17 protein-coding genes are annotated in these 20,037 nt (G+C 28.7%); 15 read left to right on the plus strand and 2 right to left on the minus strand.

The features are described 5' to 3' along the window. Positions 1-2: 2 nt before the first annotated feature. Positions 3-1,325 (minus strand): apolipoprotein N-acyltransferase, encoded by a 1,323-nt coding sequence (locus L8V85_RS00210; protein ID WP_263737196.1) that lies wholly within the window; start codon positions 1,323-1,325, stop codon positions 3-5. Between L8V85_RS00210 and yajC the strand changes: the two genes are divergently transcribed. From yajC to hpf, 13 genes are all read left to right on the plus strand, one after another. Further along, positions 1,295-1,570, plus strand: a complete 276-nt coding sequence (gene yajC, locus L8V85_RS00215; protein WP_039618686.1) for a preprotein translocase subunit YajC — start codon at positions 1,295-1,297, stop codon at positions 1,568-1,570. The two genes, L8V85_RS00210 and yajC, sit on opposite strands and share 31 nt — an antisense overlap. Next, the gene (gene secD, locus L8V85_RS00220; protein WP_263737197.1) at positions 1,563-3,143 is read left to right on the plus strand and encodes a protein translocase subunit SecD; all 1,581 of its coding nucleotides are present in this window, start codon (positions 1,563-1,565) and stop codon (positions 3,141-3,143) included. Before yajC ends, secD begins: the two co-directional genes overlap by 8 nt. Continuing rightward, positions 3,143-4,114, plus strand: coding sequence for a protein translocase subunit SecF (secF, locus tag L8V85_RS00225; protein ID WP_263737198.1), 972 nt, complete (start codon positions 3,143-3,145; stop codon positions 4,112-4,114). The genes secD and secF overlap by 1 nt, the downstream gene beginning before the upstream one ends. A 2-nt stretch (positions 4,115-4,116) precedes the next feature. Beyond that, positions 4,117-4,458 (plus strand): DUF6394 family protein, encoded by a 342-nt coding sequence (locus L8V85_RS00230; protein ID WP_263665251.1) that lies wholly within the window; start codon positions 4,117-4,119, stop codon positions 4,456-4,458. 8 nt (positions 4,459-4,466) lie between these two features. Then, the gene (gene leuS / locus L8V85_RS00235) at positions 4,467-6,896 is read left to right on the plus strand and encodes a leucine--tRNA ligase (protein ID WP_263737199.1); all 2,430 of its coding nucleotides are present in this window, start codon (positions 4,467-4,469) and stop codon (positions 6,894-6,896) included. Continuing rightward, positions 6,893-7,390, plus strand: a complete 498-nt coding sequence (lptE, locus tag L8V85_RS00240; protein ID WP_133318709.1) for an LPS assembly lipoprotein LptE — start codon at positions 6,893-6,895, stop codon at positions 7,388-7,390. The genes leuS and lptE overlap by 4 nt, the downstream gene beginning before the upstream one ends. Beyond that, on the plus strand, positions 7,391-8,758 hold the full coding sequence (locus L8V85_RS00245) for a hypothetical protein (RefSeq protein ID WP_263671267.1): 1,368 nt from the start codon (positions 7,391-7,393) through the stop codon (positions 8,756-8,758). A 1-nt stretch (position 8,759) separates the two neighbouring features. Beyond that, positions 8,760-9,929, plus strand: a complete 1,170-nt coding sequence (locus L8V85_RS00250; protein WP_263661828.1) for a Mur ligase family protein — start codon at positions 8,760-8,762, stop codon at positions 9,927-9,929. Further along, positions 9,916-10,827, plus strand: coding sequence for a M23 family metallopeptidase (locus tag L8V85_RS00255; RefSeq protein ID WP_263737289.1), 912 nt, complete (start codon positions 9,916-9,918; stop codon positions 10,825-10,827). The genes L8V85_RS00250 and L8V85_RS00255 overlap by 14 nt, the downstream gene beginning before the upstream one ends. Then, positions 10,755-11,159 (plus strand): bactofilin family protein, encoded by a 405-nt coding sequence (locus L8V85_RS00260; RefSeq protein WP_263737200.1) that lies wholly within the window; start codon positions 10,755-10,757, stop codon positions 11,157-11,159. The genes L8V85_RS00255 and L8V85_RS00260 overlap by 73 nt, the downstream gene beginning before the upstream one ends. After that, the gene (locus tag L8V85_RS00265; RefSeq protein ID WP_263737201.1) at positions 11,149-14,088 is read left to right on the plus strand and encodes a DEAD/DEAH box helicase; all 2,940 of its coding nucleotides are present in this window, start codon (positions 11,149-11,151) and stop codon (positions 14,086-14,088) included. Before L8V85_RS00260 ends, L8V85_RS00265 begins: the two co-directional genes overlap by 11 nt. Then, positions 14,085-14,765 carry an endonuclease III domain-containing protein gene (locus tag L8V85_RS00270; protein WP_263693554.1) on the plus strand — a complete coding sequence of 227 codons (681 nt, stop codon included), beginning with the start codon at positions 14,085-14,087 and terminating at the stop codon, positions 14,763-14,765. Before L8V85_RS00265 ends, L8V85_RS00270 begins: the two co-directional genes overlap by 4 nt. Before the next feature lie 78 nt (positions 14,766-14,843). Further along, the gene (gene hpf, locus L8V85_RS00275; RefSeq protein WP_220566860.1) at positions 14,844-15,362 is read left to right on the plus strand and encodes a ribosome hibernation-promoting factor, HPF/YfiA family; all 519 of its coding nucleotides are present in this window, start codon (positions 14,844-14,846) and stop codon (positions 15,360-15,362) included. A 33-nt stretch (positions 15,363-15,395) separates the two neighbouring features. On the opposite strand, the gene L8V85_RS00280 is transcribed toward hpf, so the two are convergent. Continuing rightward, positions 15,396-17,939, minus strand: a complete 2,544-nt coding sequence (locus L8V85_RS00280) for a hypothetical protein (RefSeq protein WP_263737202.1) — start codon at positions 17,937-17,939, stop codon at positions 15,396-15,398. Positions 17,940-18,101: 162 nt separating this feature from the next. Here L8V85_RS00280 and groES point away from each other — a divergent pair, with 162 nt between their 5' ends. Both groES and groL read left to right on the plus strand, forming a co-directional pair. Continuing rightward, a complete protein-coding gene (gene groES / locus L8V85_RS00285) occupies positions 18,102-18,362 on the plus strand; it encodes a co-chaperone GroES (RefSeq protein WP_039626536.1) in 261 nt (86 codons plus the stop codon). 13 nt (positions 18,363-18,375) lie between these two features. Then, positions 18,376-20,013, plus strand: coding sequence for a chaperonin GroEL (gene groL, locus L8V85_RS00290; protein WP_070256698.1), 1,638 nt, complete (start codon positions 18,376-18,378; stop codon positions 20,011-20,013). Positions 20,014-20,037 lie beyond the last annotated feature (24 nt).

The following is a 20,037-nucleotide window of genomic DNA, read 5'->3' on the forward strand; positions in this document are numbered from 1 at the left end:
TTTTAAGCTTCATTTTGCTTTAAAAGTTTTTCTTTTATCTTTAAAATCAATACTTCTTTTGGCTTAATTACTGCATTTTCTTTTCCATTAACTGCATGATATATGCTTACATTATAATTATTTGCATAAAAACGCATTAGAAAATTTTGTAATTTATACTCACTTGAAAAATTAAACCAAGCATTGTTTGAAATAGCGATGATGATTTTTGAGTGTTTGTAAAGTTTTTCTTTTGTAGCTTCAAAGCAGATAGCATTAGTGATGAGCTGATTATTTAGAGTGTATTGATTTAATTCTTTTCCTTTTGAAAATTCATCAATATTTAAAAGGTGTTTTTTAAAAAAGTTTTTAAATGTAGGAATTTCTTCTCCAAAAGGTACAAGATAATGTTTGTTAAAAACTTGTATGTTACCATTGTCAAATACATAAGTACTATTGTATAGATGATTAGGTGTAGTGCTTATAGCACCTGTGATGATGATGATTTGTTTTGATAAATCTTTTAAGGCTTGTAAATAACTTGGTGTTTTATTTAATGCAAAAGCAAAAGCAGTTTCAGGAAAAATAATTGCTTCTTTACCTTCTTTTATGGCCTTGTTGATTTGATAAAATATATCTTTAGAATGAGTTTGTAAATTTTCTTGTATGAATTTTTGATCTTGAGAGATATTAGTTTGGATTAATTTATAGTCTAAATTTAGTGTTTGTGATTGTTTTTGATTATATTGAGCTCCGATTAGAATAAGGATTAGAATAATTGCTATTTTATAATATCTTGAAATATATTTTTCATAATAAAAATAAGCAGTCAAAAACATAGTTATAATACCTCGGTAACTTGCATCAAAGATTCCATATACACTTAAAACACCCCAATTTAGCCAATCAAAGCCAAAAGGATGAATAAAACAAAGTAAAAAAATTCCACAAAGCCTTAAAAAATCATATTTAAGAAAAAAACATATAAAAAACAAAAATCCATAAATTAATCCAATTAAGATAATTTCTAAAGGAATTAAATAAGCTAAATTAAAATAAATTGATGATAAACCTATCCACCAAAACCATAAAATTCCTATAAAAAAACCGGTGTAAAAATATCCTGCTTTACTTTTGTTTCTTAGTAATAAAATTAAACCATATATGCTTAAAAATGGTGAGATAAATTCGAAAAGTAAATTTTCAAAAAAAGAAAAATAAATAAAATTTGACAATAAAAGTGCAGAAAAAAAGGCTTTTATTATTTTAAAAGTGGTAGAATTAGAATTTATGAACTTAAAAAAAAGGGGAAGAAATGGCAGAAAACGGAAATATTTGGACTTCATTGTTGCCTCTCATTGTGCTTTTTGCGATTTTTTATTTTTTGGTTATTAGACCACAACAAAAACAAGCAAAAGACCATAAATTGATGGTTTCATCTTTAGAAAAAGGAGATAAAATCATCACAAATGGTGGGATAATTTGCGAGGTGGTAAAACCAGAAGAGGATTTTATCAAAGTTAAGCTTAATGATGAAAATGTAGTTGTAAAAATTTCTAGAGATTTTATAGCAAAGAAAATTGATGCGTAGTGGAAAAATTACTTATAGAAGTATTATTTTCTTTGCAGTTTTTCTTATAGGGCTTGTTTTTTCTATACCTTCTTTTATGCAAACCCAAAGTGGTGCTAAGATTAACCTAGGACTTGATTTGCAAGGTGGTTTGCATATGTTATTAGGTGTAGAAGTAGAAGAGGCGGTTAAGTCAAAGGTTAAATCCATAGCCTCTTCTCTTAGTTATTCTATCAATAAAGAAGATATTATTGTTGATAAAATCAAAGTAAATGATACTAGTATTGAATTTAGTTTATTGGATGAAAATGATGTAGCTAAGGTTGATTTATTATTAAAAGACATTAAAGGCTTGGCTATTACACACGAAAATTTACACTACACACTTTCTTTAACCCAAGAAGAAATTAAATTAACTCATGAACAAGCTATTTTGCAAGCTGTAGAAACAATTAGAAATAGACTTGATCAATTTGGTCTTGCAGAGCCAAATGTAGCAAGATCAGGTGAGGATAAAATTTTAGTCGAACTTCCAGGTATTAAAACTGCTGCAGATGAGGCTAGAGCTAGAGAACTTATCGCAAAAGCTGCACATTTACAATTAATGGAAGTAGATGATGTTAGAATGGATCAGGTAAATAATCTTACTCCAGCTCAAGCTGCTGAATATGGAGATTTAATTTTTGAAGATGCAAAAAATCCTCAAATTAAATATCTAGTAAAATCTATACCTATTCTTGATGGTTCTATGCTAACAGATGCAAAAGTAGGTTTTGCGCAAAGTAATAATCTTCCTGTGATTAATTTTACCTTAAATTCAGAAGGTGCTAAAAAATTTGGAGACTATACAGGAAATAATGTAGGCAAACGCTTAGCTATAGTTTTAGATAATAAAGTATATTCAGCTCCAAGAATTAATGAAAGAATAGGTGGAGGTAGTGGTCAAATTAGTGGTAGTTTTACCGTTGAAGAAGCTCATGATGTGGCCATTGCTTTAAGAAGCGGGGCACTTTTAGCACCAGTTAAAATGCTTGAAAAAAGAAGTGTTGGACCATCTTTGGGTGCTGATAGTATTAAAATGAGTATGATAGCCCTAGCAGGTGCTTCTATATTAGTTATTGCATTTATGGTGATGTATTATGGTATAGCAGGAATTTTTGCTAATATTGCTTTAGTGGCAAATATTTTAGTGATTATTGCTGTAATGGCTATGTTTGGTGCAACTTTGACTTTACCTGGTATGGCAGGACTTGTGCTTACTGTAGGTATGGCAGTAGATTCTAATGTTATTATTAATGAAAGAATTAGGGAGTTATTGCGAGAAGGTGCTAGCATAAGGCAAAGTGTTGAAAATGGTTATAAGCATGCAATGAGTGCGATTTTAGATTCTAACATTACTTCGCTTATTACTTCAGTAGTACTTTATGCTTATGGAACAGGTGCGGTAAAAGGTTTTGCGGTGACTTTAAGCATTGGAATTTTAGTTTCAATGATTACTTCTATTGTTGGAACTCATGGTATGTTTGAAATGTTTATGAACCGTATGGAAAAAAGCAATAACACAAGATTATGGTTTGGATATAGGAGACCTTAATGCAATTTTTTAGTCAAAAACATATTTATGATTTTATGAGAATGAGATTTGCAGCCATCTCTTTGTCTTTTATTTTATTTTTTGGTTCTATTTTTATCCTTTTTACTAAGGGTTTGAATTTTGGTATTGATTTTACCGGTGGAACTTTGGTACAACTTCAATATGAGCAAAAAGCACCCTTGGCTGAAATTCGCAAAGCTTTAGCTATCAATGAAAATTTAAAAGGAGCTAGTGTTACCGAATTTGGTAGTGCTAATGAAGTTATTATTCGTTTTTCAGGAAGTAGCGATAGCTTGGGAAGTGATATTGGAGTAAGTATTGCAAATTTGTTAAAAGATACAGGTAAATTTGAAGTGCGCCGCGTAGATGTAGTAGGTCCAAAAGTAGGAGATGAACTGCGTAATAAAGGTCTTATGGCAGTTGGAATTTCTTTGATTGCTATTTTGATTTATTTGGCAGTGAGATTTGAATGGCGTTTTGCTATGGCTTCTATTGTGTGTGAAATTCATGATATAGTCATTACTTTAGGTGCTATTGCATTATTTGAAATAGATGTAAATTTAGATATTTTGGCGGCTGTTTTAACTGTGCTTGGATATTCTTTAAATGATACGATTATTATTTTTGATAGGATTAGAGAAGGTGTTAAAACAAGTAAAAATTCAAAACTTGATTTAATTATTAATGAATCAGTTTCTGCAACTTTATCAAGAACTACTTTAACAACAGGTTTAACTTTAATCACTGTTGTAGTGCTTTATTTCTTTGGTGGATCTATGATAGAAGGTTTTGCTCTAACTATGATAGTGGGTATTGTGGCAGGTACTGCAAGTTCTATATTTGTAGCAAGTCCAGCACTTTTATGGTTTAAATTTAGTGTTACGCAGTATCGTCAAAAAGAATTAGAAAAAGTAAAGAAAAAACAAGAAAAAGAGAAATTAAGAGCGATGTATGAAAAAGGAACGGTGTAAAAATGAATTGGGGTAAGGTTATTTATATCTTTTTTGCTCTAATGAGCTTAACTACAACCGCAGGATTTTTATATGATCAAAATGAAGTTGCATTATTTATTGCAGCTTGTGTGAATTTAATTTCTACTTTATTGAAAATTGGAGTTAGAAATTTCTTAGCAGCTGAATTATTTGCTAGTTCTTTAGTGGCTGATTTGCATTTAATTCCAGCTTTTGCTTTAATACAAATTAATCCAGAAGCTAATATTATGGTTTATACTTTAGCAATTGGTGCTTTGATAGCTAATATCTTTTCAATGATTTTAGTTATAGTTGATTCAGTAAAAAGTCAAGAAGAAAATTAGGAGTTAAAATGGCATATGAGGCAGGTAAAATAGAAAAAAAATGGCAAAAAATTTGGCAAGAAAAAGAATATTTTGAGCCAAAAGATGATTTTTCTTTACCAAAAAAATACATTTTATCTATGTTTCCATATCCAAGTGGTAGAATTCATATGGGGCATGTGAGAAACTATAGCATAGGTGATGCTATGGCTAGATATTATAGAAAAAAAGGTTTTAATGTCTTACATCCTATAGGTTTTGATAGTTTTGGTATGCCTGCTGAAAATGCTGCGATAAAACACGGTATTCATCCTAAGAAATGGACTTATGAAAATATTGATTATATGCAAAATGAACTTGCTTCTTTGGGCTTTTCCTTTTCTAAAAAAAGAATGTTTGCTACTTCTGATCCTTTATATACTAAATTTGAGCAAGAATTTTTCATTAAAATGTATGAAAAAGGACTTGTTTATACTAAAGAAGCTGAAGTTAATTGGTGTGAGAATGATAAAACGGTCTTAGCAAATGAGCAAGTTGAAGATGGCAAATGTTGGCGTTGTGGACATGAAGTCATTAGAAAAAAAATGCCAGGATATTATGTAAAAATTACCGCTTATGCAGATGAATTATTGCAAGATCTTAAAAAATTAGAAGGAAAATGGCCAAGTCAGGTTTTGACTATGCAAGAAAATTGGATAGGTAAAAGCATAGGGCTTAGTTTTGATTTTGATATAGAAGAAAATGATAAAATCAGTTCAAAAAAGATCAATGTTTTTACAACAAGAGCTGAGACTATTTATGGAGTGTCTTATATTGCTTTAGCGCCTGATCATGAAATAGTAAACGAATTAATTGATAAAAAATTACTAGATCAAGATACTATCATAAAAATTCAAAATATACAAAATCAAACACCCCGCCAAAGACAAGCTGCGCCAAAAGAAGGATATTTTTTAAATCTTCATGTAATCCATCCACTAAGTAAAGAAAAAATTCCTTTATGGGTAGCTAATTTTGTTTTAAGTGATTATGGTAGTGGGGCTGTTATGAGTGTGCCTGCTCATGATGAAAGAGATTATGAGTTTGCAAAAACTTATAATTTAGCTATAAAAAAAGTAATTTATAAAGATGAAAATGATGCACAATGCTACACTTTAAAAGAAGGTGTTTTAACTAATAGTGGCGAATTTGATCAATTAGAATGTAATGATGCTAGAGAAAAAATTAGTTTAAAAATTGAATCTTTGGGTATTGGTAAAAAGGTTACCAATTTTAAAATTCGTGATTGGGGTGTTTCTAGACAAAGATATTGGGGTGCTCCTATACCAATGATTAAGTGTAATTCTTGTGGCATAGTTCCTCAAAAAATAGAAAATTTACCTATTACCTTGCCTGAAGATGTGATTATAAATGGAGAGGGAAATCCACTTGATAAGCATGAAATATGGAAAGAGTGCATTTGTCCAAAATGTGGCAAAAAAGCACAAAAAGAAAGCGATACTTTAGATACTTTCTTTGAAAGTTCTTGGTATTTTGCGCGTTTTGCAAGTGATGATAAAACATGGCAAGAAAAAGCGGTAGATGAAAAAAGTGTTAATTATTGGATGAATGTTGATGAATATATTGGCGGGATTGAACATGCGATATTGCATTTACTCTATGCTAGATTTTTCCAAAAAGCACTTAGAGATTTGGGTTATTTAAAAGATGATGAGCCTTTTAATAGACTTTTAACCCAAGGAATGGTCACTAAAGATGGTGCTAAGATGAGTAAATCTAAGGGTAATGTAGTAGATCCTGATTATATTATAGAAAAATATGGAGCAGATAGTGCAAGATTGTTTATATTGTTTGCTGCACCACCTGCTAAAGAACTTGAATGGAACGATAGTGCGCTAGAGGGTGCGTTTAAATTTATCAATAGGCTTTATGAAAAGGCTATGAGTTTAGAATGTGGAAAATTACAAGAAATTGATCATCAAAGTTTAAATAAAGAAGAAAAATATGCTAGATTAAAAGTATATGAAGCTTTGAAAAAATCTTTTGAAGTTTATGAAGAAAGTTTTGCCTTTAATACCTTAATAGCTGCATGTATGGAAGCTTTAAATGCCTTAAATGCTATAAATCATAAAGAAGTTTTAAAAGAAGCTTTTTATATTATTTTAAATATTTTAGAGCCTATTATCCCTCATGTTTGTTTTGAGCTTAGCGAGCATTTGTTTAAATGTGAAAATTTTAAAGTATTAAAAATAAAAGAAGAAGTTTTTGTAAAAGATAGTTTTAATATAGCTATTAGTGTTAATGGTAAAAAAAGAGCACAGATTGAAATAAATTCAGAGGCTAAAGAAGATGAGATTTTAGCTTTGGCTAAAGAAAATGTTGCAAAATGGCTAGAAGGAAAAACCATTGTAAAAGAAATTTATATTGATAAGAAATTGGTAAATTTGGTGGTTAAATGAAAAAATATTTAATATCTTTTTTTGCTTTTTTTATTATATCTTGTGGATATATCCCATCATCTCAAATGGCAAGTAGGGTTTTGGGTGAAAATGTATTTTTGAAAATCAATATTAGTAAACAAGATCCCGAAAATAGTGTTTATATAACAGATATTTTAAGAGAAGCTATGCTTAATAAGCTTGGCAGAAAAGTCACAGATGAGCATAATGCAGATAGTTCTATTATAGTTACGATGAAAAAGTTAGAATTTCATCCTATGGTGTATGATAGAAATGGTTATGTAGTTAATTATAAAGCAGAGCTTTACTTGGAATTTCTTATGCGTTATAAAAATGGTAAAGAAGAAGTTGTAAATACCAAGGGAAGTTATAATTTTGATATTAATCCAAATTCTATTATTAGTGATCAAGCTAGATTTGAAGCAATTAAAAATGCATCAAGTGAAGCTTTTGATGAATTTGTTTCTATCATAGCTATTAGGGGTTATAAATAAATGGCAAGTCATATCAATGAGATTGCAAAAGAAACATTGATAAAATTAAAAGAGCGTAAGTTGCATCCAACTCCTGAAAATTATAGTGAGGTATTTGAAGAATGTGCTAAAAAAGCGGGAGTGATGAGTTTTAATAAAGCAAGGATAGAAAAATATACTAATCTTTTAGATGATATTTATAAGCAAGAGCTAAAAGGAAAAAGCATTCGAACTATTGATGAGTTTTTGATGTTTTTAGTTTCTAGGCTTAATAGGCAAGTAAGTAGAAAATATGAAGATGTTTATGCTTTGCTTGATTTGATTGTGCAACAGCTTAGTATTAGCAAAGATAAAAAAATCAAAGAATTAGCAAAAATTACTCAACACAGATTATCTCAAGCTATGGATTTAGAAACCATATATCTTTTAAGGGCTAAATGGAGAGAGCTTGAAAAATCTTATGAGGATTATGAGCTTTTAAAAAAATTAGAAGAATTTAATATTCGAGCGTTTTTGGATTTTCACACTTTAGTTGAAAAACTCATTGTTATGTTAAAGGAGAGATCTTATGAGAAGCAGGCTGAACTTTTACTAGCTTCTTTGGAGTCTTTGTTTGGAGTAAGTAAAGAGCTTGAGCAGTTTAAACAAAATTTAAAAGAAAATCCTAAATTAATTGCCAGGAAAGAATTTGCACATGAGTATTATTTAATGTTGCAAAAAAAAGAAGCAACAGATAAATATTATATACAAAAAAACCTTTCTTTTTTTAATCAGCACTTAGAAAGCTTAAATGAAATGGTATCAAAGCTTTATGATAACAGCCAAGAAGATGTGAAATTTATTAATGCTTTAACTAAAGATGAAAATGGTAATGTTCAAATTAATTTTGATACACTAAAAGATAAACTTTTGTATGCAAACGAGCAAATAGCGCAAATTAAAACTCAAATTCAAGCCACAAGTGATGATGAGCAAAGAGAGCAGTGGAGTCTTGCTCAAGAACTTAAAAAACTTGATGAAAACTATAAGCTTTATGCTGTTAATTATGCATTATGTTTTTTTAAAATTAATAATATAGAGCATGTTATTAATGTCTATGGTGTTGATAGTTTTAAGGCAATTAGTGGAAAGTTTAAAAAGATACTTAAAGATTTATGTAAAGATATGGGTGAAATTTGGATTTTAGATGAAAGTTCTTATTTGGTTATACTTCCGGGTAAAAATTTAGAAAGTGCTCAAATTTTTATAGAAAAAGCCTTAAAGCTTATAGATGATTATAAATTTATTTATAAAGAAGAAGTAGTTAAACTTATTTTATCATCTTCTTGCATAGAAAAAAAAGAATTTCCAGATGGTGATATTTTAAAAGAATTAATCCAAAAAGCTTAGCATGAAATTTCAACAAACACTTTCACAAAAAACTATGTATGTGCAGAAAATTAGTAGATTTTTTATGTTTAGTATGTATGAGAAGTATAAAAAATTTATTCCAAAAACTAAAAATATCCAAATTATTGGCACTAATGGCAAAGGAAGTACGGGTAGATTTTTAGCGCTTTTACTTTTAGAGCAAGGATATAAAGTAGGTCATTATACAAGTCCACATATTTTTGAATTTAATGAAAGATTTTGGTTAAATGGCAAAATTGCAAGCAATGAACTTTTAGAAAAAGCGCATGAAAAACTAGAAAGTGTTTTTTTGGAAGATGTAAAAAAACTTAGTTATTTTGAATACGCTACTTTTTTAGCTTTTTTTATTTTTAAAGATTGTGATTATGTGATTTTAGAAGCCGGAGTAGGTGGGGAGTATGATGCGACAAGTGTTTTTGAAATAGATTTTAGTATTTTTACTAAAATAGGATTTGATCATCAAGATTTATTAGGTAAAAATTTAGAAGAAATAGCAAGAACAAAATTAAAAGCCATGAGTGCTAAAGCTTTAATTAATCATAAGCAAGAAGCAAAAGTATTAAATTTGGCTCAAAAAATAGCAAATTTAAAACAAGCTAGTTTAAGTATCAGTTTGCTAGAAAAAAATAATTTTATTTATCCTTATGTGCAAGAATATATTCAAAAGCACAATTTTGCAACTTTTTTAAAAGATAATCTTTTTTTAGCTTTAGAAGCTTTTTCTAAAATTTGTGCTAAAAATGAAAAAGAATTGATTCAAAGTATCAAAAATCTACCAAAACTTGATTTAAAAGGAAGGTGCGAGCAAATAAGTCAAAATATTTTTATTGATGTAGGACATAATGAAATGGCGGCTTTAGCTTTAGTTGAAATTTTCAAGGAAAAAAAAGTTCATTTAGTTTATAATTGCTTTTTAGATAAAGATTCTTATAAAATTTTAAAGGTCTTAAAACCTATAATAAAAATAGTTGAAATTTATGATTATGAAAGTAAAGATAGACCTTTGGCGGGTTCTGTTTTGCTAGAAAATTTAGAAAAATTAGATATTGTTTATCAAAAATTTGAACAAATAAAAAAAGATGAGTTATATTTAGTTTTTGGTTCTTTTGTATTGGTAGAAAAATTTTTAAGAGGCTATAATGAAAGATAAATTTACGCTAACTATTACAGATGTAAATGGTTCTAGACATTTTTTATTAAGTCAGATTATAAAAAAAGTAATAATTTATTTTACTACTTTTGTTTTTGTTGTTATAGTTTTAGGTGCTTTATATATTAATTATCTAGCAGATAAGCGTTCAGAGCTTTTAAAAGAACAAGAAATATTATCTTCAAAGAATACTAAATTGTTTTCTCAAAATGAGAGTATGCAAAAAAGTTTAGAGGAAAAAACAGCCTTATATGATGAACTCCAAATCCAACTTGCAGATATTGAGGATAATTTAGGCTTAAAGCAAGATGAAAGTTTAGATATACCAGAAAGATTAGAAAAAGTCAAACTTACTAATGATCAAGCTTATTTATTTTTAACACAAATTCCAAATGGTCATGTGATAGAAGATAATGGAGTCACAGGTAATTTCGGATGGCGTCATCATCCTATATTAAATAAAAAAGAATTTCATCCAGGTATTGATTTAAGAGCAGCTTTAAAAACTCCTATTTATGCGCCTGCAAATGGAGTGGTTGAATACGCTGCATATAGCAATAATGGCTATGGTTACTCAGTGATTTTGATCCATAATTTTGGTTTTAAAACGGTTTATGCGCATATGACGCGTCAGGATGTTGTCAAAGCAGGGCAATTTGTAAAAAAAGGTGATTTGTTGGGTTATACAGGAAATACAGGTCTTTCTACGGGGCCGCATTTGCATTATGAGGTTAGATTTATTAATAAACTTTTAGATCCTAAGATTTTTATAGATTTAAACCGAAAAAACTATGAACAAATTTTTGAAAAAGAAAGGAGAGTGCCATGGCAATCTTTAATAAAGGCTCTATTGCTGCAGTATCCGAAACTACAGTCATTTCAAACGGAGCAAAAATAGAAGGAAAATTTTATTTTGATTCTATGCTTCATTTGGATGGAGAAATTACAGGAGTAATTAATTCTTCTAATGTGATAGTGATAGGTAAAAGTGGTGTATTAAAAGGACAAGTTAAGGCAAGTAAGATAGTAATCAATGGAGTTTTTGAGGGAGAAATGCAAGTTGATTCTTTAGAAATTTTATCCGGCGGTGTGCTTAATGGTAATATCATAGTTAAACAATTAAGTATTGAAAATGGTGGGAAATTTAACGGAAGTAGTAAAATAATTGAAAAAGAAGAAGAGCTTACAACTATTGATGTGAGTATAGAAAATTCAGAAAATGCAAGCTAAATTATATGAATATTTATTAAGTAATAAAACTGAGTTAATAATTTGTGAGAATGATAAAGAAGCAGATGAATTAGCTCAAGTTTGCTTATTTTTAAAATTAAAAACTTTTATTTTACCTGATTTTAGAGCAGAATTTGGTAGCGATTTACGCTCTTTTTCTAAAGAACTTTTTGAAATTTGTAAAGTATTAAATGCTTATCATAAAGAAAATGAAAATAAAATTTTAATATCTCCTATAAAAACAATTTTGCAAAAGTTACCAGGTAAAAAGCATCTAAAAAACATTATTCTTAAAAGAAATTCACTTCTTGCTTTAGAGAAATTTAAAGAAGAAATTTTACATAGTGGATATGAGTTTGTAGATATAGTTCAAGATAAGGGTGAAATTTCAATACGCGGGGATATTATAGATATTTTTGCGATTAATGAAGAACAACCTTTTAGAATTTTACTTTTTTCAGATGAGATAGAAAGTATAAGATATTTTGATATACATACACAAAAATCAATCCCTGCTGAACTCTCCAATATAGAAATTTGTCCTTTTTTGAGTGCTTTTAGTCAAGAGCAATATGAAAATTTACAAGAAAAAATTCAAAATTTCCAAAGCCAAAGTATTATAAACGATGTTAATTCTTTAGGTTTTTGGTGTGTTGATGATTTTTGTGATTATTTAGATTTAAATTTTGTAAGCATAAAAAAATTTGATGTAAATGATTTTGAAGAAGATATTAGTAAAATCAATCAAAATATTTTACCTGAACCAAAATTTTATAAAGATTTGGTAAGTTCTTATAATTATGATTTTTTCACTTTTCACAAAGATAAAAAAATTACTATTTTGGCAAAAAATGAAGCTTTGTTTAAAGCTTTAAATTTACAAGAATTTTCAAATATTAAATTAAAAATATCCCAAGAAAGAATTAATTTAAGTACTCAAGATGAGCTTATCATATCTTTAAATAAAAAAGAAAAAAATAAAAGAGTTAGAAAAGCAAGTTTGGTAATAGATGAACTTAGAGTTGGAAATTTTGTTGTGCATGAAGATTATGGTGTAGCTAAATTTTTAGGTCTTGAGATTATTGCAATAGCAGGAGCAAAAAAAGAATTTGTCGCTCTTGGGTATTTAAATAACGATAAGCTTTTATTACCTGTTGAAAATTTATATATGATTGATAAATATATCGGTGCAAGTGGTGGCGTGCCTTTACTTGATAAGCTTGGAAAAGGAAGTTTTTTAAAAATCAAGGAAAGATTAAAAGAAAAATTATTTGCCATTGCTTCAAATATAGTTTCTTTAGCAGCGGCTAGAGTTTTGATAAAAGCAAAAGAATTAAAAATTTCTCAAGAATTACAAGATGAATTTATCAATAAGGCAGGATTTTTTTACACCAAAGATCAAAGTCAAGTTTGTCAAGAAATCACTCAAGATTTAAAAAGTATGCAGGTGATGGATAGGCTTTTAAGTGGCGATGTGGGTTTTGGTAAAACAGAAGTTGCTATGAACGCTATATTTACTTGTGTAAAAAGTGGTTATACGGCTTTATTTTTTGTGCCAACTACTTTGCTTTCAGCCCAGCATTTTAAAACCTTAAAACGAAGATTTGATTCTTTTGATATAGAGGTTTTTAAGCTAGATCGTTTTACTAGTGCTAAAGAAAAAAAACAAGTTTTAGCATTTTTAAAAGAAAATAAGCCTTGTGTAGTGGTTGGAACGCATTCTCTTTTAGGGGTTGAGTGTGAAAATTTGGGTTTAGTCGTGATAGATGAGGAGCATAAATTTGGTGTAAAACAAAAAGAAAAACTCAAGGAACTAAGTAAAAATTCACATATTCTATCTATGTCGGCAACGCCTATACCAAGAAGCTTAAATCAAGCTCTTAGTTCTTTAAAATCATATAGTGTTTTACAAACTCCACCTGAGGATCGTTTGGATGTGCGTACCTTTGTTAGAGAAAGTAATGACGCTTTGATTAAAGAAGCTATTTCAAGAGAATTAAGAAGAGCAGGACAGATTTTTTATATACACAATCATATAGCAAGTATTGATGGGTGTAAAAAATATCTTTTAGATTTGTTTCCAAATTTAAAAATTTTAATCTTGCATTCTAAAATTGATGCAAAAACTACTGAAGAAGAAATGATTAAATTCGAAAATAAAGAATATGATTTATTGCTTTGTACTTCTATAGTTGAAAGTGGTATTGATTTGGCAAATGCAAACACTATCATAGTAGAAAATTCAGATCGCTTTGGTATGGCTGATTTGCACCAACTTAGAGGAAGAGTAGGGCGTAGTGCTAAGCAAGGATATTGTTATTTTTTGATTGAAGATAAGGAAAAAATCACAAAAGATTCCTTAAAAAGACTTACGAGTTTAGAGAGTAATTCTTATTTAGGTTCAGGAAGTGTGCTTGCTTACCATGATTTAGAAATTCGTGGGGGTGGAAATTTATTAGGTGTGGATCAAAGTGGACATATAGAACAAATTGGTTATAGTTTGTATCTTAAAATGTTAGAAGATGAGATTAATAAATTAAGTAAAAAAGAAGAAATTAAAGAGAAAAAAATAGATCTAAAGCTTAATATCAATGCTTTTTTAAATAGTGAGTATATTAGTGAAGATCGTTTGAGATTAGAACTTTACAGAAGACTTAGTAAGTGTATGAGTGCTAATGAAGTTTATGAGATAGAAAGTGAGATGAATGATCGTTTTGGAAGGCCTGATATCTTCACAAAGCAGTTTTTGGATTTAATCATCATAAAAATTTTAGCTAGCAAACATTATAAATTAGTGAGCAATTATGAACAAAATATTTGTTTTGTAAAAGATGATGAGAGCAAAGAAGTCATTAAAGCAAAAAGTAAAGACGATGATGATGTAATTGAGGCTATTTTGATGCATTTAAGAAAGAGTGAAAAAACATGAGTGGATATGAAATTTTTAAAGCTTTAGTTAATGCAAATATTGATTATAAAGATTTTGAATGGCTAGAAAATAATACTTTAAGTGAGTTTGAAATTTTAATTTCTGTAGTTTTAACTCAAAATACAAACTGGAAAAATGTATTGAAAGCTTTGACAAATTTAAAACAAGCAAATATTACTAAGATAGAAGATTTATTAAATTTAAATACCCAAGATTTAGCGTTTTTAATAAAGCCAAGTGGATTTTATAATACTAAGGCAAAATATATTAAAAATTTTACTCAAAAATATTTTCAATACTTTAATTCTTTTGAGCTTTTTAAAGAAGAAGTTGATAGAGAATGGCTTTTGGATATTAAGGGTTTTGGTCAAGAAAGTGCTGATGGAATTTTAAATTATATATGCAAAAAAGAAGTTTTAGTAGTTGATGCTTATAGTGCAAAAATAGCTAATTATTTAGGCTATGAGTGTCAAAGTTATGATGAGTTGGCAGATTTTTTAAAAAAAGACATAGCTAAAAATCAACAAGAATTGTGTGTTTTATTAAAAAAAGAATGTAAATTATATGAGCTTTATCAAATTTTTCATGCTTTAATTGTTTCTTTTTGTAAAACACACTTTCAAGGTAAAAAACTTTCAGAGGATGGTGTGCTTATTCTAGATCCTTTAAAATTTTAAATTTATTTTTTATTTAAAAAGTTATTTTTTTACGATTAAAGTGCTATAATGTATTTAACTTCATAAAAAGGAGAAGTAATGAATACAAGTATAGTTGGAAAGCAATTTGAGCTAACTGAGTCTATAAAAGAGTATGTGGAAAAAAGCTTTGATGCTTTAAGTAAATATGGCTTAGATGTGATTTCTGCGCGTTGTGTTATAAGTGCTGATGAAAGGCATGGAAAGAAAGGATTTTGGGCTGAATTTAGCATTAATCTAGCCGGTATTAATACAGTGGTTGTAAAGCAAAAAGACAAAGACTTATATGCTGCTATAGATTTAGCTACTGATAGAATTTCTAAGGTTTTAAGAAGATTGCATGATAAAAATATTACCCATAAACATCAAGATGAGATAAAAGAAAATTTAGTATTACCGAGCTTGATTGAGGAAGATGAGATAGTTCCAACAGAACTTGAGCTATATAAGCCTTTGGAAATTGAAGAAGCATTGGAAAAATTAAAAGCAAGTAAAGATATATTTTTAGTTTTTAATGATATAGATGCAAAAATGAGGGTGTTATATAAGAAAAAAGATGGTAAATTTGGTTTATTTTAATAAAAATCTAGCCTTTTTTAAAGGCTAGATTTATTAGAAGAGTTTGTTAAAAATTTTATCTATTGCTTGATCTACTTTTTTACCTGTATTTTTAGCACCATCACTAGCATTTCCGCCTATTGTATTAACAATAGAATTTACAACACTTTTTGTATCAAGACTTACTTTAGGATCTTGTGTTGTTCCTTTTATAGTACCTTTGAAGTTTGCTCTATCAATGACGATATTAAAAGGAATGTTTAATTTGGTACTTTTTGTATCAACCTTACCTTTGCTAATATTTATATTGCTTCTATCAGCCACTAGGTTTAAATTTAAATCTATAAGATTTTTGTTGATGTTTATTTTGGCTTCACCGTTGCGATATACATCTTGAGTGATATCTTTTTGTAAAAGTAACATTAAAGCACTTGTGATAAGATTTTTCTTAAGTTGCCCATCGGCTAAATTCATTAGCACTACACCACTTTCTTTTAAAAGATTATAATCAATGCTTAAATTTGATTTTGCTTGGTAATAATCAGGCAAATCTAAGCTTTGAGTTAAATTTGAAAGATCGGTATTTTGCATTTTAGCGTTAAAAATATTATTTTTTAAAGTGGCATTTAATGAGCCGTTAAATATATTTTTACTATTAATACTTGCATCTATTAAAGCGTTTTTAAAATCAAATTTTCCTTCAAAATCAGCCTTGCCTTTCAAGTTTCTATCAACTAAAAATCCTAGCTTAGAAAAATCTTGCAATGATATATTATAAGTGCTTACTAGAGCCATTTGATTAAGATCAAATTTACCTTTTAATGAATTAATATTTGCAAATGAACTTAGAGCTTTAGCGTTAAAATCAATGATTGATTTAGAAATTTTTCCATCAAGATTGATTTTTGCTGAAGTATTCTTTGGAAATTTTTTCTCTAAAAGCTTGGATAATTCTACTTCATTAAAAGAAGAATTAATATTTGCTTTAAAATCACCATTAATATTGTTAAAATCAAGTGACTTTAAGTCAATATCTGCATTTACATCACCAAATGCTAAAACTTTTTGTCCTATCAAAGGAAAAAGTTGTTCTAGTTTTATATTATCAATCTTTGCTTGTAAACTTTTTCCATTGGATTTTGCATTGATAAGCCCTTGCATGATTTTAATATTTGCATCAAGATTTTGAATTTGATTTGACTTAAGATCAACTTTGGCATCTAAATTTAAAGGTCCATTGAGATCTTGTTTGGTTAAAGGTTTTAATTTGTTAAGATTATCTATAAAAGCACTAATTTGTACGTTTAAATCTTTGTTTGTAAGGTTATATGAACCTTTTAGTTGAGGTATTTTTGCTATGTTTGAATCAAGTAAAGCTTCATAATCAATCAAAGAATTTTTCGCATTTGCTTTAGCTTGTAAGTTAAAATTTGTTTTTGGAAAATCAAGATTGCTTAGTTTTTTAAATTCCATAACATTTATATTTGCATTGTTTAACCTAGTGTTTAGATTGAAATTTTTAAAATCAAGCCCTTGTACTTTTAAATCTAAAACTAATTTAGAATTAATAAAAGCAGGTATGGATATGGTTTTTAAAAGTTCTGCTACTTCTATATTAGTTGTATTGATATTAAGATTATTATTTTCTAAAACAGCTTTTAAGCTACCACCAAATCCAAGTAAGTTAGCATCTAATTTTTGCAATTGATTGTTTGCAAAAAGTAAATTACCTTGAATTTGACTTTTACCTTGGAGTTTCATTTTGGCTAGAGATGAAAATTGATTAAAATCATCTATTTTGATATCAAAATCACTAGTTAAGCTTTGTTTTGCTATATCATAAATGCTTTTTTGTGTATAAAGTTTGAAGAAGTTGCTTAAAATTTCACTTTTAGAAATAACTTCATTGCTTTGGATTAAAGATCTTATTTCACCTTTTATATAGCTTTGTTTTGGTAAGCTTAGATTAAAATCTTTTTCAATTAGAGTATTGTTGATAGAACTTGTGTAAAAATTAATCAAAGCATTACCATTTGGTTTTAAATCTTTAGCTTGTATATCACTTATAATGCTAATTTTTCCTTGAGCATATCTTGGTAGATTAGCAAAATCTAAAATTTGAGCCAAATCTATATTTTTACCAATAAATTCAAGATTTATAGGAGAAAAATCAACAATTTTTGCATCTAAGCTAAGATTAGAATCAAACAAAAATCCATTACCTTTTACTAAAAAATCACTACTTTTACCTACAGCACTACCTTTAAATGTAAAATCTTTATCACTTTTTAAGCCAAGATTTTGAATATAGTTTTGTTTAAGTCCTAAAAGATAGTTTAAATCAAATCCTAGTCTTAAAGGTGATATGCCACCTTCTATGTTAGCAAAAAATTTATCATCAATATTTGCTTTAATGTCAAGTTGTGAAAAACTAATTTTAAAATTTTCAAATTTAACATTCATACCGCTTTTTTGAGCAATAATCGTTTCGATTCTTGGCTTTAAAAAAGCATTACCCATGCTTGTAAATAATAATGTATATATAGCTAGAAATGCTATACACACTACACCTAAAAGAATGTAAAGAATTTTTTTCATGAGAAACCTTTATAATGATATATCATATAAATTTAGTGATATAGACTAAACTTATATGATATATTTTACTTAATTTATTGACAATTAACTTTCTTTAATGTATAATTCTATCACTCAAAAACAAAGAGTGCTAAAAATGGCACATTTTAGAAAGGATAAAAAATGAATTTTCAACCTCTAGGAAAGCGTATTTTAGTAAAACGCTTAGAAGAAATGAAAACTACTGCTTCTGGGATTATTATACCAGATAATGCTAAAGAAAAACCATTAAATGGTGAAGTTGTTGCAGTAAGCAAAGAAATAGAAGATATTAAGGTAAATGATAAAGTAATGTTTGCAAAATACGGTGGAACTGAAATTAAACTTGATAATGAAGAGTATTTAGTTCTTAATGTTGAAGATGTTTTAGGGATTATTAAATAAAAAAGGATAAAAAATGGCAAAAGAAATATTTTTTTCAGATGAAGCAAGAAATAAACTTTATGAAGGTGTTAAAAAACTTAATGATGCTGTAAAAGTCACTATGGGGCCACGCGGTCGTAATGTATTAATCCAAAAAAGTTTTGGTGCTCCAACTATCACAAAAGATGGTGTGAGTGTAGCTAAAGAAGTGGAATTAAAAGATTCTTTAGAAAATATGGGTGCTTCTTTAGTTAGAGAAGTAGCTAGTAAAACAGCTGATCAAGCAGGCGATGGAACAACAACAGCAACAGTTTTAGCGCATGCTATTTTTAAAGAAGGTTTGAGAAATATTACAGCAGGTGCTAATCCTATCGAAGTTAAAAGAGGTATGGATAAAGCTTGCGAAGCTATAGTAGCTGAACTTAAAAAACTTTCTCGTGAAGTTAAAGATAAAAAAGAAATAGCTCAAGTTGCAACAATTTCTGCGAATTCAGATGAGAAAATCGGAAATTTAATCGCTGATGCTATGGAAAAAGTTGGAAAAGATGGTGTTATCACTGTTGAAGAAGCAAAATCAATCAATGATGAATTAAATGTAGTTGAAGGTATGCAATTTGATAGAGGTTATTTAAGCCCATATTTCATTACAAATACTGAAAAAATGACAGCTGAATTGCAAAATCCTTTTATTTTGTTATTTGATAAAAAAATTGCCAACTTAAAAGATTTATTACCAATTTTAGAACAAATTCAAAAAACAGGAAAACCACTTTTAATTATAGCTGAAGACATTGAAGGCGAAGCTTTGGCAACTTTAGTTGTAAATAAATTAAGAGGTGTTTTAAATATTTCAGCAGTTAAAGCTCCTGGCTTTGGCGATAGAAGAAAAGCTATGCTTGAAGATATTGCTATTTTAACAGGTGGTGAAGTGATTTCTGAAGAGCTTGGAAGAACTTTAGAAAGTGCTAGTATTCAAGATTTAGGTCAAGCTTCAAGCGTGATTATTGATAAAGACAATACAACTATTGTAAATGGTGCAGGTGAAAAAGCAAATATTGATGCAAGAATTAACCAAATCAAAGCTCAAATTGCTGAAACAAGTTCAGATTATGATAGAGAAAAATTACAAGAAAGATTAGCTAAATTAAGCGGCGGTGTAGCGGTGATTAAAGTTGGTGCGGCTACTGAAACTGAAATGAAAGAGAAAAAAGATAGAGTTGATGATGCATTAAGTGCTACAAAAGCTGCAGTTGAAGAAGGTATAGTAATAGGCGGTGGCGCTGCATTAATCAAAGCAAAATCAAAAATCAGCTTGAATTTGCAAGGTGATGAGGCTATTGGTGCAGCTATTGTAGAAAGAGCATTAAGAGCACCTTTAAGACAAATTGCTGAAAATGCTGGATTTGATGCTGGTGTAGTTGTAAATACAGTAGAAAATAGTAAAGAAGAAAATACTGGTTTTGATGCTGCAAAAGGTGAATATGTAAATATGCTTGAAAGCGGTATTATCGATCCTGTTAAAGTAGAAAGAGTAGCCTTACTTAATGCGGTATCAGTAGCTAGTATGCTTTTAACAACTGAAGCTACAATTAGCGAAATTAAAGAAGATAAACCTGCTATGCCTGATATGAGTGGTATGGGCGGTATGGGCGGTATGGGTGGTATGATGTAATACCATCTTTTTTACTTCTTTTTG

This window comes from Campylobacter sp. IFREMER_LSEM_CL2090 (assembly GCF_025771865.1).
GTDB classification, from domain to species: Bacteria; Campylobacterota; Campylobacteria; order Campylobacterales; family Campylobacteraceae; genus Campylobacter_D; species Campylobacter_D lari_D.

What these genes read in the sequence shown, in the direction of transcription:
- secF (WP_263737198.1), top strand. Translation starts at nt 3,143, where the DNA reads ATGCAATTTTTTAGTCAAAAACATATTTATGATTTTATGAGAATGAGA.
- L8V85_RS00270 (WP_263693554.1), top strand. Translation starts at nt 14,085, where the DNA reads ATGAGTGGATATGAAATTTTTAAAGCTTTAGTTAATGCAAATATTGAT.
- groL (WP_070256698.1), top strand. Translation starts at nt 18,376, where the DNA reads ATGGCAAAAGAAATATTTTTTTCAGATGAAGCAAGAAATAAACTTTAT.
- L8V85_RS00245 (WP_263671267.1), top strand. Translation starts at nt 7,391, where the DNA reads ATGGCAAGTCATATCAATGAGATTGCAAAAGAAACATTGATAAAATTA.
- secD (WP_263737197.1), top strand. Translation starts at nt 1,563, where the DNA reads ATGCGTAGTGGAAAAATTACTTATAGAAGTATTATTTTCTTTGCAGTT.
- leuS (WP_263737199.1), top strand. Translation starts at nt 4,467, where the DNA reads ATGGCATATGAGGCAGGTAAAATAGAAAAAAAATGGCAAAAAATTTGG.
- L8V85_RS00260 (WP_263737200.1), top strand. Translation starts at nt 10,755, where the DNA reads ATGGCAATCTTTAATAAAGGCTCTATTGCTGCAGTATCCGAAACTACA.
- L8V85_RS00250 (WP_263661828.1), top strand. Translation starts at nt 8,760, where the DNA reads ATGAAATTTCAACAAACACTTTCACAAAAAACTATGTATGTGCAGAAA.
- L8V85_RS00230 (WP_263665251.1), top strand. Translation starts at nt 4,117, where the DNA reads ATGAATTGGGGTAAGGTTATTTATATCTTTTTTGCTCTAATGAGCTTA.
- yajC (WP_039618686.1), top strand. Translation starts at nt 1,295, where the DNA reads ATGGCAGAAAACGGAAATATTTGGACTTCATTGTTGCCTCTCATTGTG.
- L8V85_RS00210 (WP_263737196.1), bottom strand. Translation starts at nt 1,325, where the DNA reads ATGAAGTCCAAATATTTCCGTTTTCTGCCATTTCTTCCCCTTTTTTTT.
- L8V85_RS00265 (WP_263737201.1), top strand. Translation starts at nt 11,149, where the DNA reads ATGCAAGCTAAATTATATGAATATTTATTAAGTAATAAAACTGAGTTA.
- hpf (WP_220566860.1), top strand. Translation starts at nt 14,844, where the DNA reads ATGAATACAAGTATAGTTGGAAAGCAATTTGAGCTAACTGAGTCTATA.
- groES (WP_039626536.1), top strand. Translation starts at nt 18,102, where the DNA reads ATGAATTTTCAACCTCTAGGAAAGCGTATTTTAGTAAAACGCTTAGAA.
- lptE (WP_133318709.1), top strand. Translation starts at nt 6,893, where the DNA reads ATGAAAAAATATTTAATATCTTTTTTTGCTTTTTTTATTATATCTTGT.
- L8V85_RS00280 (WP_263737202.1), bottom strand. Translation starts at nt 17,939, where the DNA reads ATGAAAAAAATTCTTTACATTCTTTTAGGTGTAGTGTGTATAGCATTT.